General features: G+C 67.8%; 14 protein-coding genes. 11 read left to right on the top strand and 3 right to left on the bottom strand.

Features of this window, described 5'->3' with window-relative positions; translation table 11 throughout:
- Positions 1-561, top strand: a complete 561-nt coding sequence (locus tag KXZ72_RS09260) for an acyl-CoA thioesterase (protein WP_226080457.1) — start codon at positions 1-3, stop codon at positions 559-561.
- Positions 562-765: 204 nt separating this feature from the next.
- Positions 766-4,479, top strand: a complete 3,714-nt coding sequence (locus tag KXZ72_RS09255) for a proline dehydrogenase family protein (protein WP_226080455.1) — start codon at positions 766-768, stop codon at positions 4,477-4,479.
- Positions 4,480-4,669: 190 nt separating this feature from the next.
- Here the strand turns inward: KXZ72_RS09255 and KXZ72_RS09250 are convergent, their stop codons facing one another.
- Positions 4,670-5,749, bottom strand: a complete 1,080-nt coding sequence (locus KXZ72_RS09250) for a PLP-dependent cysteine synthase family protein (RefSeq protein ID WP_226080453.1) — start codon at positions 5,747-5,749, stop codon at positions 4,670-4,672.
- Between the two features lie 103 nt (positions 5,750-5,852).
- Positions 5,853-6,686 carry a class I SAM-dependent methyltransferase gene (locus tag KXZ72_RS09245; protein WP_226080450.1) on the bottom strand — a complete coding sequence of 278 codons (834 nt, stop codon included), beginning with the start codon at positions 6,684-6,686 and terminating at the stop codon, positions 5,853-5,855.
- Positions 6,687-6,733: 47 nt separating this feature from the next.
- Between KXZ72_RS09245 and KXZ72_RS09240 the strand changes: the two genes are divergently transcribed.
- Positions 6,734-7,321: a helix-turn-helix domain-containing protein gene (locus KXZ72_RS09240; RefSeq protein WP_226080449.1), complete on the top strand. Its 588-nt coding sequence runs from the start codon at positions 6,734-6,736 to the stop codon at positions 7,319-7,321.
- A gap of 42 nt (positions 7,322-7,363) precedes the next feature.
- Positions 7,364-8,272, top strand: coding sequence for a LysR family transcriptional regulator (locus KXZ72_RS09235; RefSeq protein ID WP_226080447.1), 909 nt, complete (start codon positions 7,364-7,366; stop codon positions 8,270-8,272).
- Here KXZ72_RS09235 and KXZ72_RS09230 read toward each other — a convergent pair.
- Positions 8,269-8,634, bottom strand: coding sequence for a GntR family transcriptional regulator (locus tag KXZ72_RS09230; protein WP_226080445.1), 366 nt, complete (start codon positions 8,632-8,634; stop codon positions 8,269-8,271). The two genes, KXZ72_RS09235 and KXZ72_RS09230, sit on opposite strands and share 4 nt — an antisense overlap.
- Positions 8,635-8,702: 68 nt before the next feature.
- On the opposite strand from KXZ72_RS09230, the gene KXZ72_RS09225 reads away from it, so the two are divergent.
- From KXZ72_RS09225 to KXZ72_RS09195, 7 genes are all read left to right on the top strand, one after another.
- Complete coding sequence (locus KXZ72_RS09225) at positions 8,703-9,389, top strand: GntR family transcriptional regulator (protein WP_226080443.1); 687 nt, start codon at positions 8,703-8,705, stop codon at positions 9,387-9,389.
- Positions 9,390-9,445: 56 nt separating this feature from the next.
- Complete coding sequence (locus KXZ72_RS09220) at positions 9,446-10,000, top strand: P-loop NTPase family protein (RefSeq protein WP_226080441.1); 555 nt, start codon at positions 9,446-9,448, stop codon at positions 9,998-10,000.
- A gap of 113 nt (positions 10,001-10,113) precedes the next feature.
- On the top strand, positions 10,114-11,103 hold the full coding sequence (locus tag KXZ72_RS09215; RefSeq protein WP_226080439.1) for a sugar phosphate isomerase/epimerase family protein: 990 nt from the start codon (positions 10,114-10,116) through the stop codon (positions 11,101-11,103).
- A 32-nt stretch (positions 11,104-11,135) separates the two neighbouring features.
- Positions 11,136-12,839, top strand: coding sequence for a dihydroxyacetone kinase family protein (locus KXZ72_RS09210; protein ID WP_226080437.1), 1,704 nt, complete (start codon positions 11,136-11,138; stop codon positions 12,837-12,839).
- A gap of 20 nt (positions 12,840-12,859) precedes the next feature.
- The gene (locus KXZ72_RS09205) at positions 12,860-13,345 is read left to right on the top strand and encodes a ribose-5-phosphate isomerase (RefSeq protein ID WP_226080435.1); all 486 of its coding nucleotides are present in this window, start codon (positions 12,860-12,862) and stop codon (positions 13,343-13,345) included.
- Positions 13,346-13,362: 17 nt separating this feature from the next.
- Positions 13,363-14,340 carry a 3-hydroxyacyl-CoA dehydrogenase family protein gene (locus KXZ72_RS09200; RefSeq protein ID WP_226080434.1) on the top strand — a complete coding sequence of 326 codons (978 nt, stop codon included), beginning with the start codon at positions 13,363-13,365 and terminating at the stop codon, positions 14,338-14,340.
- 39 nt (positions 14,341-14,379) lie between these two features.
- Positions 14,380-15,147 (top strand): SDR family NAD(P)-dependent oxidoreductase, encoded by a 768-nt coding sequence (locus KXZ72_RS09195; RefSeq protein ID WP_226080433.1) that lies wholly within the window; start codon positions 14,380-14,382, stop codon positions 15,145-15,147.
- Positions 15,148-15,292 lie beyond the last annotated feature (145 nt).

The raw sequence follows: 15,292 nt of genomic DNA, 5'->3' as shown, positions 1-15,292 counted from the left end.
ATGCACATGATCTTTCGCACCATGATGGTGATGGCGCGCGCCCGGCGGAGGGCCAAGCGCGGCGATACCGTGGGCTTTTTTGACGTGGGCTATCTCACGTTGCGCACGCTTCCCACCGACCTGGACGTGCTGTGGCACATGAATAACGGCGTTTACCTGTCGATTTTTGACCTGGGACGTTTTGACCTCATGGTGCGCAACGGGATGTGGGATCAGTTCCAGGAGCGCGGGTGGTACCCGGTGGTCTCGAGCCAGAGCGTGACGTACCGGAAGTCGCTGCGGCTGTGGCAGCGCTTCACGGTGGAAACCCGCGTGATCGGCATGGACGAAAAGGCCGGTTATATCGAGCACCGCATGGTTGTGAACGGGGAAATTTATACCCGCGCCATTATGAAGGCGCGGTTCCTGCGCAAGAGCGGCGGGACGGTGCCCATATCGGAGCTGATGGAGGCCGTGGGCATCCCCGATCCCCGGCTGCCGATGGAAGAGTGGATCGAGCCCTGGGGAGCGGCGGTGGCCCTGCCTCCCACCAAGGCGCCCGCGCCCAGCGAGTGGGACTAATGTGCGGGCCCCGCGCGCGGATCCGGCGCAGATTCGGGGAGGGGCCAGGCGCGTGCAGCCCGCCCATAGCGGGGCCGCGGGTTGCCCGCACCCGGGGCGCCCCCGCGATGAATAGGACCGGGGAACATCCCGTTCACGCCGAGAGTTCGGGCCCCTGGGCACGTCGCGATCGGTTCCGCGAGGGGGAGGGCTTACTGTCAGAGCATGGCCGATAGCAATACCTCCGACGATATCGATTATGACCGCCTTGCCGCGGACGCCGCCGAGCTCGCCCTGACCTGGGTGGGGCGAAGTGTTGAGATGCCCGTGGACCCCGCCGCCGAACGACTCGCCGGTATCCTGAAGGACCCCCACGGGCTGGAGTTTTCGCGCGGTTTTGTGGACGGGGTGATGCGCCCGGAGAGCGCCTATGTGGCCGGAAATAACCTGGCGCGCATCGCGCATATCGCCCCCGAGTTTTTGCCCCCAACGCTGCGGGCGGCCATCCGCACCGGGGGTGTACTGGGCCCCGTGGTGCCCGCCGCGGTGATTCCCGTGGCCCGTCGGGTGCTGCGGACGATGGTGGGGCACCTGGTCTTGGACGCCACCCCGCATAGGCTGGACGAATCTCTCGGGGCACTGCGTGCAAACGGGACGCGGCTGAACCTGAACCTGCTGGGTGAGCCCGTGCTCGGGGACCATGAGGCGGCGCTGAGGCTTGAGGGGACGCGGGTGCTGCTGGAACGCCCGGACGTGGACCATGTATCGCTTCGGGTTTCGGCCATCGCCGCCCAGATCTCGCTGTGGGCGTTTGACGAGACCGTGGACCTCATCGTTGAGCGGCTGCTGCCGCTGTATCGCCTCGCGGCTGCCGCACCGGGTGGGCCAAAGTTTATAAACCTCGATATGGAGGAATACCGAGACCTCGACCTCACCATTGCGGTTTTCACCCGGGTGCTGGACGACCCCGCCCTGCGCGGGCTCAGCGCAGGGATCGCGCTGCAGGCCTATCTGCCCGATGCGATGGAGGCGATGGGGCGGCTTCAGGAGTGGGCGGCCGCGCGCGTGGCCGCGGGTGGGGCGCCGATCCGGGTGCGCCTGGTGAAGGGGGCGAACCTGCCGCTGGAACGGGTGGACGCAACCCTGCACGGCTGGCCGAGCGCGCCCTATCTGAATAAGCAGGACACCGACGCCAACTATAAGCGGGTGCTTATCTGGGCCCTCACGGCCGAGCGCACCCGGGCCGTGACCCTCGGGGTGGCCGGACATAACCTGTTTGATATTGCGTTTGCCTGGCGCCTGGCGCAGAGACGCCGGCTCACCACCGCCGTGGAATTCGAGATGATGCTGGGGATGGCTCCCGCCCAGGCGGAGGTGGTGCGCCAGGAGGTGGGCGCCATCCGGCTGTATACGCCCGTGGTGCACCCCGGGGAATTTGATTCCGCGGTGTCCTATCTGGTGCGCCGGCTGGAGGAGGGGGCCCTCGAGGAAAACTTCCTCTCCGCCATTTTTGAGGTGGGAACGGACCCGATCCTGTTTGAGCGGGAGCGCGAGAGATTTGCGGCTTCGGTGCGGCAGTTGAAAACGGAACGCAGATTCCTGCCCGAGCCGCGCCGCACACAAAACCGCGAGAGCGAGTGGAGCCTGGCGGAGCCGTATGCGCCCGTGCCCGATGCGCCCGAGGCACCCGAGGCATTTACCCGGCCGGCGGCGGACGAGGACGAGGTGGGCATGACCGAGCAGGTGCTGGGGCTTGAGCGCCGAAATTATTCCGCGGGGCTGTTTGACTCGGTGCGGATTTTTGATTCCACAACCATCGTGGAATCCGCGGCCACCACCCACGGCGCCCCGGGGTTTAGTAATGCCCCCGATACCGACCCCACGCTCGCCGCCAACCGCGCCTGGGCCCGCCGGGTGCTGGCCCGGGCCGAGGAAAGCGAGCTGGGAAACCAGACGGCCGCCGACGCCCGCGTGGACTCGGCAGAGACGCTTCAGAAGATACTGGCCGAGACGCAGCGCGCCGGGCGCGAGTGGGGGCTCAACCCCGCGGCCGAGCGCTCGGCCCTGCTGCGACGCGCGGGATTCTCGCTCGCGGCCAATCGCGACCGCCTCCTGGAGGTTATGGTGAGCGAGACCGGTAAAACGGTGGCCGAATCGGACCCGGAAATCAGCGAGGCCATCGACTATGCGCATTATTATTCGGCGATCAGCCGAGAACTTGATAGCGTGCGCGGCGCCCGCTATCGCGCCCCCGGGCTGATCGTGGTGGCCTCGCCGTGGAGCTTCCCCGTGGCGGTGCCCGCGGGCGGGGTGCTCGCCGCGCTCGCCGCGGGCGCCGGAGTGATTCTGAAGCCGGCCCCGCAGGCCCGCCGCAGCGCGGCCGTGCTGGCTGAGGCCCTGTGGGAGGCGGGTGTGCCGCGCGAGCTCCTGCGCCTGGTTGATACGGGGGAGGGCGAGGACACTCTCGACCGGGCCCTGATCACCGACCCGCGCGTGGACCACGTGCTGCTGACCGGTGAGCTGGACACGGCCGAGCTGTTCCGCTCGTGGAAACCCGAGCTCTCGCTGCTGGCCCAGACCGGCGGGAAAAACGCCATTATTGTGATGCCGAGTGCCGATATTGACCAGGCGGCGGCGGATGTGGTGGAGAGTGCGTTTGGCCTCGCGGGCCAGAAGCGTTCGGCCGCGAGCCTGGTGATCGTGGTGGGCTCGGCCGCCCGCAGCGAGAGGTTCCGCCGCCAGCTCGTGGACGCCACGCTCACGCTTGCCGTGGGGGAGGCCACGCATCCCGGAACCCGGGTGGGGCCGCTGATCGAGCCCGCCGCGGGCCCCCTCCTGGAGGCGCTGACCGTGCTTCCGGGCAATGAGAGCTGGCTGTTGCAGCCCCGCCGCCTCGATGATGCGGGCCGGCTGTGGAGCCCCGGGATTCGCGAGGGCGTGCAGCCCGGCTCGGATTTTCATCGCACCGAGTATTCGGGGCCGGTGCTGGGGCTGATGCAGGCGGGATCGCTGAAGGAGGCCGTGCGCTATGTGAATATGGCCGATTCGGGGCTCGCCTCGGGGCTGCACACGCGCGAGGCCGGGGACCTCGCGGACTGGCTTGAGCTTGTCCAGGCGGGGAACCTGTATGTGAACCGCGCCATCACTGGGGCGATCGTGCAGCGCCAGCCCTTCGGCGGCTGGAAGAGCTCCGCCGTGGGCACCGGAACAAAGCCCGGCGGGCCCAATTATTTGGTGGGCCTGGGGAGCTGGGAGGCCGATACCGGGGCCTCGAGCTCGACCCTGCACCTGCGCGGGCTGGACCCGCGCATTCGCAAGCTCATCGAGGCGGCACAGCCCGCCCTGAGCTATCAGCGTTTTGACCAGCTGCGGCGCGCGGCCCTTTCCGATGCGATCGCCTGGGGCACTAATTTTGGTGAGACCGTGGATGCCGCGGAACTCGGGGTGGAACGAAACCTGCTGCGTTATGTGCCCGTGCCGGTGGCCATCCGCGCGGGGGAGTTCGCCGAGCTCGACGAGGTGTTGCGGGTGATCATTGCCGCATTGCGCGCAAAATCTGCCTTTAGCGTGAGCCTTGCCACCGGTTTGCCCGCCGCCGTGCGTGCGGTACTTGGGGAACTGGCCGTACCCATTTGGCTGGAAACCGATGCCGAGTGGATTGACCGCTTTGCCGAGGCGGAGCCCGAGGGGCGCCGCCCGGCGGCATCCGCCGCACCGGTGGCCCGGGTATCGCGCGTGCGACTCGTGGGCCCCGACCGCGCCGCCCTGCACGCGCGGCTGGCCGCGGCCGTGGGCGGCGATACCACGCTTGCCATTTATGACGGGGCCGTGACCCCCGCCGGGCGGGTGGAGCTGTTGGCCTATCTGCGAGAGCAGGTTATTTCCATTACCGCACACCGGTTTGGGGCGCCCGACCCGTGGAGCGAGGGCGTGATCTAGGGCCGAGGGCAACAAGGCAGCAGCAGCTAGCGTGGCGGTGGTGCCGGGAGCAAATTGGGTTTTTATCATGACCCCAGTTCACTCCGGCTCCGCCCCCACCGGGGCATTCCCCGATGATCTGTGGATAAAACCCCCACCGATTTCGCCTGTGGAAACCTCCCCACGCCGCCACTACCGCGGCCCCGGCCTCCTAACCGGCGATACCCAGCAGCGCGCCGAGTTCGGCATCAAAACTGCCCGGATCGATCCCGCTCCGGGCAAGCCACGCCTCGTCGTAATAGGTATCGCGATAGCGCTCGCCGCCATCACACAACACCGTCACCACGCTTCCGCGCTCTCCCCGCCCCCGCATCTCGGCCACGATGTGCAGCGCACCCCAGAGATTGGTTCCGCTTGATCCCCCCGGATCGGTACCCAGGAGACCCCCGAGCCGGCGCATCGCCGCGATACTCGCCCCGTCCGGGACCCTCTCCATCCGGTCAATCACGCCCGGGATAAACGAGGCCTCCACGCGCGGCCGCCCGATCCCCTCGATCCGCGAACCCACCCCGGTGGCCTCCGGATCACCCTCGGTCCAGGCTCGATAAAACGCGCTTCCCTCCGGGTCCACAACGCATACCCGTGTGCCCAGCCCGCGGTAGCGGAAATGCCGCCCTAGCGTGGCCGAGGTTCCCCCGGTTCCGGCCCCCATGACCGCCCAGAGCGGCTCCGGATAGCGTTCGTCGGAGAGGTCGGCCAGGATCTCCCCGGCCAGCCCGGTACTCGCCCGCCAATCGGTTACCCGCTCGGCGTGGGTGAACTGGTCCATAAAATGGCCCCCCAGCTCCGCGGCGAGGGCGGATGCCTCGGCGCACAGCAGCTCGGGGTGATCGCTGAAGCGGCAGGAACCGCCGGCCTCCTCGATGCGCGCAATCTTTTCCGCGCTTGTCCCCCGAGGCAATACGGCGATAAAGGACACCCCGATCAGCCGCGCAAAATATGCCTCGCTGACCGCCGTGGATCCGCTGGAGGCCTCAACCACGGTGCCGCCCTCCTTGAGCTGCCCGCTGCACAGCGCCGACAGAAACAGGGAGCGCGCGAGGCGATGTTTCAGGCTGCCCGTGGCATGCACGGTCTCGTCCTTGAGATAAAGATCGATGCCCCAGTGCTCGGGGAGCGCCAGCCTATGCAGCGGAGTGGGCCCGTTCCCGGCCTCCTCGGCGCGGATCTTTTCCACAGCCGCGCGGGACCATTCTCGCGCGGCCGTGGCGGCGGGGTTGGGGATCGTCATGCGGCCGACACTATCCCCGTTTCCCCGCCCCACGCCCGGGATTTTCCCGTGTTGATGCACCCCATAGGGCATTCGTTGAGGCTCCCAAATTTTCCCCGATGGGTCAGGCGACGGGTCGCCGCACCACCCAGGCCGTGCGGGGCCCGCGAAACTCGAGATCCGTGCGGTTGGAGAGGGCGTGTGGTCCCTCGGGCGCGAGGAGGAGATCCAGCACCGCGGCGTCCTCCGCGGATAGTCCGGGTCGGGCTCCGCCCGCGATCTGCGCAAAATAGAGCTCCGCGAGTTCCGCGACCGCCGGGTTTTCCGGGCCGCCCGGGACGGTGATGTTAAAGACCCGGGTGGCCACTTGATCCAGCCCGGCCTCGGCCAGGAGGTCGGTCCAGTCAGGGTGGGCGTTTGGCCCGCGTCGCGCCCGCGCGGCGGCGAGGCGGAGCCTGTCCTCGAATCCCGGCTCGCCCAGCCCCAGCTCCCGGGGGAGGAATCGCGGCGGTTCGTTCATCTCGATCACCGCGAGTACGCCCCCGGGCCGGAGCCCGGCGCGGATTTCGGAGAGCACCCGTCCCGGATCGGTCATCTCGTGGAGTGATGCCGAGGCCCAGGCCGCGTCGATCGGTTCGGCCAGGGGCCAGCCCGCGTTCACATCGGCGAGGAGCGTGTCCACGGCCGCGGCCACGTCGGTGTCCCGGGCGCGGTCCCGCACGCGGGTGAGCATATCCGGTGTGCGGTCGATTGCGGTGACCCGGGATCCGGGGAATGCCCGTGCGAGGGCCACCGTGCCGGAGCCGGTTCCGGCGCCGATATCGGCGATCCGGGGGCGTGGTTGCGCCCCGGTTACCTCCCGGAACCAGGTGGTGACCTCGGTCAGGAATTCGCTGAGCACGCGGGCGTCACGGTCAAGCAGGGTGGCGAGGCCGTGGGAGGAGTGGTGATGTGTCATGGTTCCAGGCTAGCCACGCATTGCCGTAAAGGCATAGAATATTGCGCATGACGCAAGAAACGGATCTGGACGCCCTCATTCGGCAGCGCATCCGCGGCCTGCGCGTGGCCCGCGGCCTCTCGCTGGACGCCCTCGCCGCCCGCTGCTTCCTGAGCCCGTCCACGCTTAGCCGCATCGAAACCGGAAACCGGCGCATCGCGCTGGACCAACTGGTGCCGATCGCGCGCGCCCTCGGGAGCACCCTCGATCAGCTGATCGAGGCACCCGATGACGAGGACGTGGTCATCCGGCCGCGCCGCGATCGCCGCCGCGGCTCCACCACCTGGCTCCTGTCCCGGGATCGCGGCACAGGCGGCCCCACCGTGGCCAAGATGCTTTTTACCCCCGTGCGCCGCTCGGGGCCGCCCGAACTCGGCGTGCACCCCGGCCGCGATTGGTTCACAGTGCTCTCGGGAACCGTGCGCCTGCACCTCGGCGAGCGAACCATCCTTGTGCAGGCGGGGGAGTCCGCCGAGTTCTCCACGATGGTCCCGCATGCGATCGAGGCCCAGGACGGCCCCACCGAGATCATCACCATCCTGGATCACGACGGTGAGCGCGCGCACCTTCAGCACGACGCCGCCCACGAGTCTTGATACGGTCGGCAGAGAACATCATCGTGAAGGGGTGAGACGCGCATGGATACCCGACTCCTCGAAATCTTTTTAGAGGTCGTGAAGACCGGCAGTTTTTCCGCGGCCGCGCGCTCCCTGAACTATTCCCAACCCTCGATCAGCGGCCATATTCAGGCGCTTGAACGCGAGCTGGGGGTGCGCCTCTTCACCCGGGTGGGCCAGACCCGCCGCCTGACCGAGGCCGGCGTGGCCCTGGTGGGGGAGAGCGCCCAGGTTTTTGGTGCGGTGCGTGGCATGCGCGACCGGCTGCGCGGGGCCGCGGGGCTTGGCGCCGATCGCACCCTGCGGGTCGCGGCCTTCCCCAGCGCCCGGGCCTCGCTATTGCCGCGCGCGATTGGCCTGCTGCGCGCGGCCGATCCCTCGCTGCGCGTGGACGTGCTCGACGTGGAGCCCCCGAGTGCGCCCGAGGTGCTTGCCCGCGGGGAATGCGATCTGGCCCTGTCCTTCACCTATGAACCGGTGGAGCCCTCGATCTCGATCGCCACCACCCGCCTCTTCACCGATCATCAGGTATTGCTGGTGCCCTCCGATCATCCGGCGGCCGGGCGCTCGAGCGTGTCCCTGCGCGATGTGGCGGAGGAAAACTGGATCGCCGGCTGTCCCGTGTGCCGACATGCCTTCGAAAACCTCTGCCGGGAGCAGGGTTTTATCCCGCAGGTGGTGTGTTCAACGGATGATGTGCTTGCCGTGCGGGAGCTTGTCGCCTCGGGGGTGGGTGTGGCCGTGCGTCCCGATCTCCTGGGCTCGCTCGCGGGGGATTCCCGCACCACGAGCGTGCCGCTCTATCCGCGGGTGGAGCGCGTGGTTTCCGCGAGCATTCCCCGCGAGAACGCGGCCGATCCGGCCCTGATCCTGCTGCTCGACTGCCTCGCGGGTGCCGCGCGCGAGCTGGGGGCGCTCCCCGATCTCTAGCGGGTGCCCCCGCCGCCCAGGGCCGCCGCGACGAGTGCCAGGGCCTCCTCGCGATCCATTCCGACCCGGCCCACCCGCTGCGCAAATTCCCGCGCGGCCAGTTCAATCTGCTGCCGGGCCGAATCGGCGCGGGCGGCGATCACGGAGCCGGAGCGGCCGTGGGTTTCGATCACGCCGTCGGTCTCCAGCTGCCGATAGGCCTTGGCCACGGTGCCGGCGGCGAGGCCCAGCTCGGCCGCGAGCCCGCGCACGGTGGGAAGCCGGGTACCCGCGGGCATTATGCCCTCGGCGGCCGCGGCCACGATGGCCGCGCGGATCTGCTCGAAGGGCGGGGTGGGGTCCTGCGGATCGATCTGCAACATGCTCCCACTGTAACTCGCGGATTTCGGCGTGTCCGGGATTGCCCGGTTGACCACCTAGGATATTGCGTATGAATAAGAGTGGTGGCACTGGGCGCGCACTCGGAAGACGCGTTCTCGCCGATACCGTTCACGAGGAAATCCTCGCCGCCCTCCTAGACGGCCGATATGAGCCCGGCGCGTCCCTGAGCATTGACGGCCTGGCCCGCGAATTTGATGTATCGCCCACCCCGGTGCGCGAGGCACTCGCCCGGCTCGAAAGCACCGGTATGGTGCAGCGCTTTGCCCTGCGCGGCTATCGCGTGGCCTCGCTCCTGCAGGAGGAGGAGTTTGTGGACCTGATGGAGGCGCGGCTCGCGATTGAGCCCGTGAACTCGCGCCTGATGGCCACCCGGCGCACCGAGGAGAGCCTGGCCGCCCTGCGGGCAGCGGTGCACGATCAGGCCACCGCGCAGCGCGGGCCCTCCTTTGCCGAGTTCCGCGATTATTATGAGGCCGATGAGCGCTTCCATCAGCTGATCGCGCAGAACTCCGGCAATCAGTTTTTGCTCACCGCGCATAATTCGCTGGGTGGTCTGGTGCAGCGTTTCCGCCTGTTCAGCGGTGTGGGTGTGACCGATGCCGATACCGCGGTGCCCGAGCATGAGGCCATTCTGGCCGCGATCGAGCGCGGTAGCGCGGAGGATGCCGAGGCCGCGATGGCCGCGCATATCTGCCTGGTGCGCGATCGTTCGATCTCGGAGCTGCGCGCGCATTAGCGCCCCCGGGGCGGGACGGGCGGGTGCTCTCCCGCCCGCGGTGGTAGCGTGGGTCGGTGCTTTCCGCCCAAGACCCCGTGACCTGGAATCCCGCCCGCATCGCCGTGGCGGGGGTGAGCGGTGTGGGGAAAACCACCCTGGCGCGCTCGATGGCCGCCGCCCTGGATATTCCCCATACGGAGCTCGATAGCCTGTTTCACGGCCCGAACTGGGAGCCTCTTCCCGGTTTTGAGGGTTCGGTGGCCAAGCTGATCGCCGGTCCGCGCTGGATCACGGAGTGGCAGTATTCCTCGGCCCGCGATCCGATTGTGGCCCGCGCCGATACCCTCGTCTGGCTGGACTTTCCGTCGCGCATCACGATGTGGCGCGTGATCCGGCGCACGGTGCTGCGCCGTGTCCGCCGCGAGGAGCTGTGGAACGGCAATATCGAGCCGTCGCTGGGGACCATCTGGAGCGATCCCGAGCATATTATTCGTTGGGCCTGGGGCACGCGGAAAAACTATCGTGTCCTGGTGCCGGAGAGTGCGCAGCGTCATCCGGGGCTGCGCGTGGTGCGCCTGCGCACACCGCGCGAGGCCCGGCGCTGGGTGGCCGCGCTGCCTCGTTCCTAGCCCGTTTTTTAGCGGCGACACGCCGCCGTGCGTTCCGGGCGGCGGCGTCTTGACAACCCCACTCCTTTCGTACATCCTATAGGAAACAGGATTTCGCCACAAAGGAGTGAATAGTGCGTTACACCGCAGAAAACTGGCCGATTGCCGCTGCGCTGCTGCAGTTTCCCGGCACCAATGCCGCCGGACAGCACATCAACGACGCCGATCCCAGCGCCTGGGAGAAGGTCTTTACCGAGGTGCGCGACGCCGGTTTTAGCAACGTAGACCTCACCGATAGCTGGGTTCGCCCCGGCGATCTGTCCCCCGAGCGCCTGGAGGCCTTCGCCGCCTCCGCCCGCAACGTGGGCGTGGGCCTGCCCTCGCTGTCCTCCATCCGCCAGAGCATCATCCAGGACAACGGCTGGGAGGAGAACCTCGCCTATGCGCACCGCACGATCGATGCCGCCGCCGCCCTCGGCTGCGAGGTTGTCTCGATGGGCCTGCACCAGGCCCTGACCGAGGAGCAGAAGCGCCAGTTCTGGTTCTGGACCGTGCAGGGTCATACCGACCCCGTGGGCGACGCCGAGGTCTGGGGCAACGCCGTCTCGCGCTTCCAGGAGCTCGGACGCCACGCCGCCGAGGTGGGCCTGCTGCTCTCGCTCGAAATGTACGAGGACACCTATGTCGGCACCGGGGACTCCACCGTGGCCCTGATCACCGATATCGGCCTCGATAACGTCGGCGTGAACCCGGATATCGGAAACCTCGTGCGCCTGCACCGTCCCATTGAGGACTGGCGGGAGATTGCCGCGAAGGTCCTCCCGTATTCCAATTATTGGCACGTGAAGAACTACAGCCGCGATGAGAACACCGCGGCCGGCACCTTCACCGCGATGCCCGCGCCGATGGAGAGCGGCCTGATTAACTATCGCGAGCTCTTTGCGCTGGCCATCGAGGTGGGTTTCCAGGGCGTCATCTGCACCGAGCACTACGGCGGAGACGGACTGAGCGTCTCGGCCTCGAACCAGGACTACCTGCGTAACCGCATCCTGCCCAAGACCGAGGACTACACGCTCGGAACCAGCCTCGTGGCCCAGGGCCGTTACGCCCCGGTCTCCCGCTAAACACCCCCGAAGAAACAGGATCAGCGACGATCATGACGCGACTCTTTGATAACCCCGCCACCTTCGCCGAGGACGCCCTCGACGGTTTTGTGGCCGCCCATCGCGAGCACGTGGCCCGCGTGGACGGCGGAGTGGTCCGCGCCACCGAGATGAACCCCGGCCAGGTTGCCGTGGTCATCGGCGGCGGCTCGGGCCACTACCCCGCGTTCTCGGGCCTCGTGGGCCCCGGGCTGGCCGCGGGTTCGGCCTGCGGCAATATGTTTGCCTCGCCCGCCGCCGGCCAGATCTACCGGGTGGCGCGCGCCGCCGAAAACGGTGGCGGGGTGCTGCTGAGCTATGGCAATTATGCGGGCGATGTCCTGCACTTTGGCCAGGCCCAGGACCGCCTGCGCTCCGAGGGAGTGGACGTGCGCACGGTTCTTGTGACCGATGACATCGCAAGCGCGCCGGTCGAGCAGATTACCAAGCGTCGCGGCATCGCCGGGGACCTCACGGTCTTTAAGATCGCCGGGGCCGCCGCCGAGGCGGGCCATGATCTGGACGGGGTGGAGGCGCTCGCGCTGCGCGCGAATGACCGCACCCGCACCCTCGGTGTGGCTTTCGCCGGGTGCACCCTGCCCGGTGCCGATGCCCCCCTCTTTACCGTCCCCGAGGGCAAAATGTCCCTCGGACTGGGCATCCACGGAGAGCCCGGAATCCGCGATCTGCCGCTGCCCAGCGCCACCGAGCTGGCCACCCTGCTGGTCGAGAGCCTCCTGGCCGAGCGCCCCGAGGGCGCCGATAACCGCGTGGTGGTCCTGGTCAACGGCCTGGGTACCGTGAAATACGATGAGCTTTTCCTGCTCTTTGGCCGGATCGAGGCGCAGCTGGTCGAGGCTGGCCTCGAGGTGCTCGCCCCCGAGTGCGGCGAACTGGTCACGAGCCTGGACATGGCGGGCGTGAGCCTCACCCTGTTCTGGGTGGACGATGAGCTCGCCGAGCTGTGGACGGCCCCCGCCGATACCCCCGCATTCCGTCGCGGAAACCTGGCGCCCCGCGCCCGGCGCACCGTGATCGACCGCGCCGAGAACACCCGGGCCGCCGAGACCGCGAGTGCCGCATCCGCGCTGCTCGCGGGCAGCGCGGTGGAGGCCGTGGAGATTATCCGGGCCACGATTGAACTGCACGAGGAGGACCTCGGCCGCCTCGATGCGATCGCCGGAGACGGCGATCACGGCATCGGAATGCGCCGCGGGGTGGAGGCCGCGGCCGCCGCGTCCCGTGCCAATCCCGGGGCCGGCGTGCGCGAGGTCCTGCGCGCCGCGGGTGAGGCCTGGGCCGAGAAGGCCGGCGGGACCTCGGGTGCGCTATGGGGAGCCGCGGTGGTCGCCACGGGCGAGTCCCTGGCCAACCGCGAGGACTATGCCGCGGCCGATGCCGGTGCGGCCGTGACCGCCTTTGCCGAGGCCATCACGACCCTGGGCAAGGCCGATCCGGGCGATAAGACCATGGTGGATGCCCTCCTGCCGTATCGCAATGCGTTCCTGGCCGCGCTGGAGACGGGGGCCACCCCCGCCGAGGCTGCGCTGGCCGCCGCCGAGGCCGCCGAGGCCGCTGCCGAGGCCACCTCCCTGCTGGTGCCGTTGCGCGGACGCGCCCGGCCCCTCGCCGAGAAGAGCATGGGCCACCCCGATCCCGGTGCGGTTTCCTTCGCCCGGATCGCCCGGGCCCTCGCGACCCACTGGTCAGCACACTAGAGATAAAGGACATACGGACAATGACGACCGAAACTTCCCCCGCCTGGCGCATCGTCATCGGAAACGATGAGGCCGGCGTGGAGTATAAAAACGCCCTGCGCACCCTGCTGGAGGCCGATCCCCGCGTGGCCTCGGTCACCGATATCGGTGTTCCCGAGGGCGATAATCGCGCCTATCCGCACGTGGCCGTGGACGCCGCCCGGCTCGTCGCGGCGGGCGAGGCCGATCGTGCACTGCTGATCTGCGGCACCGGCCTCGGCGTCGCAATCGCGGCCAATAAGGTCCCCGGAATCCGCGCCGTCACGGCGCACGATGCATACTCGGTGGAGCGCGCGGTCCTGAGCAATAACGCCCAGGTCCTCACGATGGGCCAGCGGGTCATCGGGCTGGAACTGGCCAAGAAGCTTGTCACCGAGTGGCTCAGCCACCGCTTCGATGAGTCCTCCGCCTCGGCGGAAAAGGTGCGGGCAATCTGCTCGTACGAACCCGAATCCGCAGCGAACTGATAGAAGAGGAATACAACATGACCAACGCAGAAATTACCTCGCTCGAGGGTCGCCGGTTCGCGGTAGTCGGCTCCGGTTATATGGGTGGCGGCATCGCCCAGGTGCTGGCCCTCGGCGGTGCCACCGTGGCCCTCGCGGATATCTCCGAGGAGATCGCCGTCAAAAACTACGAGCGCCTGCTCACCGAGTCCGATCAGTTTGTGGCCGATGGCCTATTCCCCGCGGGCGCCACCGAGCTGCTGCGCGTGAACCTGCGCCCCGCCGCGAGCATCGAGGAGGCCGTGGCCGATGCCGAGTTCATCGAGGAGGCCGTGCCGGAGATCCTCGCGATTAAGCATGAGACCCTCGCCCGCATCAGCGCCGCCGCGCGCCCCGATGCCGTGATCGGTTCCAATACCTCCACCATCTCGATCGCGACCCTCGCCGAGGCCGTGCAGGGTCCCGAGCGTTTCCTCGGTGTGCACTATTCCAACCCCGCACCCTTCATCCCGGGTGTGGAGATCATCGGTCACGCGGGTACCTCCGCGGCCACGATCGGCACCGCCCGCGGTCTGGTGGAGGCCGGCGGGAAGCACACGGCCTCCGTGGCCGATGTCACCGGTTTTGTGCTGAACCGCCTGCAGTATGCGCTGTTCCACGAGGCGGCCCAGGTTGTGGAGGCCGGAATCGCGACCCCCGAGGACGTGGACACGCTGGTGCGCACCACGTTTGGTTTCCGCCTGCCGTTCTTTGGCCCGTTTGCGATCGCCGATATGGCCGGACTGGATGTGTATAACTTCTGCTACGCCTCGCTGCAGACCGGTTTCCCGGAGCGCTTTGCCACCCCGAAGATCCTCACCGATCTGACCGATGCCGGAAAGCTTGGCACCAAGACCGGCGGCGGTTTCCTCGACGTCCCGGCCGAGCGCCTCCCCGAACTCATCGCCTACCGCAACCGCGCCTATGTCGGTATGCAGAAGCTGCTGGATGAGCTCGGCCCGGCCCCCATTAACTAACCCTCAGTAACACCCCTTTTTTAGACCAAGGAGAACACCATGAATGTCTTTCCCGAAGAGCGCTCGGTCATCATCACCGGCGCAGCCTCCGCGCGTGGCATCGGCCGCGCCACCGCCTCCTACCTTGCCGAGCGCGGCTGGGCCGTGGGTGTCATCGACCTCGACGATGCGGCCAGCAAGGCCGTCGCGGCCGAGCTGACCGAGAAGTTTGGTGTGCGTGCCCACGGCGCGGGCGCCAACGTGGCCGATGAGGCCTCGGTGCGCGCGGCCGTGGACGAGCTCGAGGCGAACCTGCCGCAGATCGTCGCCCTCGCCAATGTTGCGGGTGTCAGCTCGCCCACCCCGTATCTGGAGCTGGACTCCGCCGAGTGGGACCGCGTGCTGAATATCAACCTCAACGGCGTGCACTATGTCACGCGTCGTGTTGCGGAGACCATGGTGAAGAACCGCCTGGGCCGCATCGTGAATATCTCCTCGGTCTCGGCACAGCGTGGTGGCGGAACCTTCTCGAAGACCCCGTATTCGGTGGCCAAGGCCGGCGTTATCGGTCTCACCCGCTCGGTGGCTCGCGAACTTGGCCCGTTTGATGTCACCGTGAACGCGGTTTCGCCCGGACCGATCGATACCGACATCATGGGCGGCACCCTGAGCGATGAGCGCAAGGACGAACTCGTCGCCGATCTCGTCGTCACTCGCGTGGGAACCCCCCGCGATATCGCAGCGGCAATCCACTTCCTCATCGGCGAAGACGCGGGATATATCTCGGGTCAGACGCTGAATGTGGATGGTGGACTCTACATGCACTAGGAGAGATGGTTATGCCCGAGAAATTTTTTGGAACGTGGAGCCGCGGACGGGTCATTTACCTGTGCGTGGGCATCGTCTGCTGCCTCGCCGGCATCGCGTTCATGGTCTTTTCCTAGTCACCCTATTTTTTAGCACCGCGCTCAAA

This window comes from Mycetocola spongiae, from assembly GCF_020424085.1.
GTDB classification, from domain to species: domain Bacteria; phylum Actinomycetota; class Actinomycetes; order Actinomycetales; family Microbacteriaceae; genus Mycetocola; species Mycetocola spongiae.
This window is presented reverse-complemented; position numbering and strand designations above follow the sequence as displayed.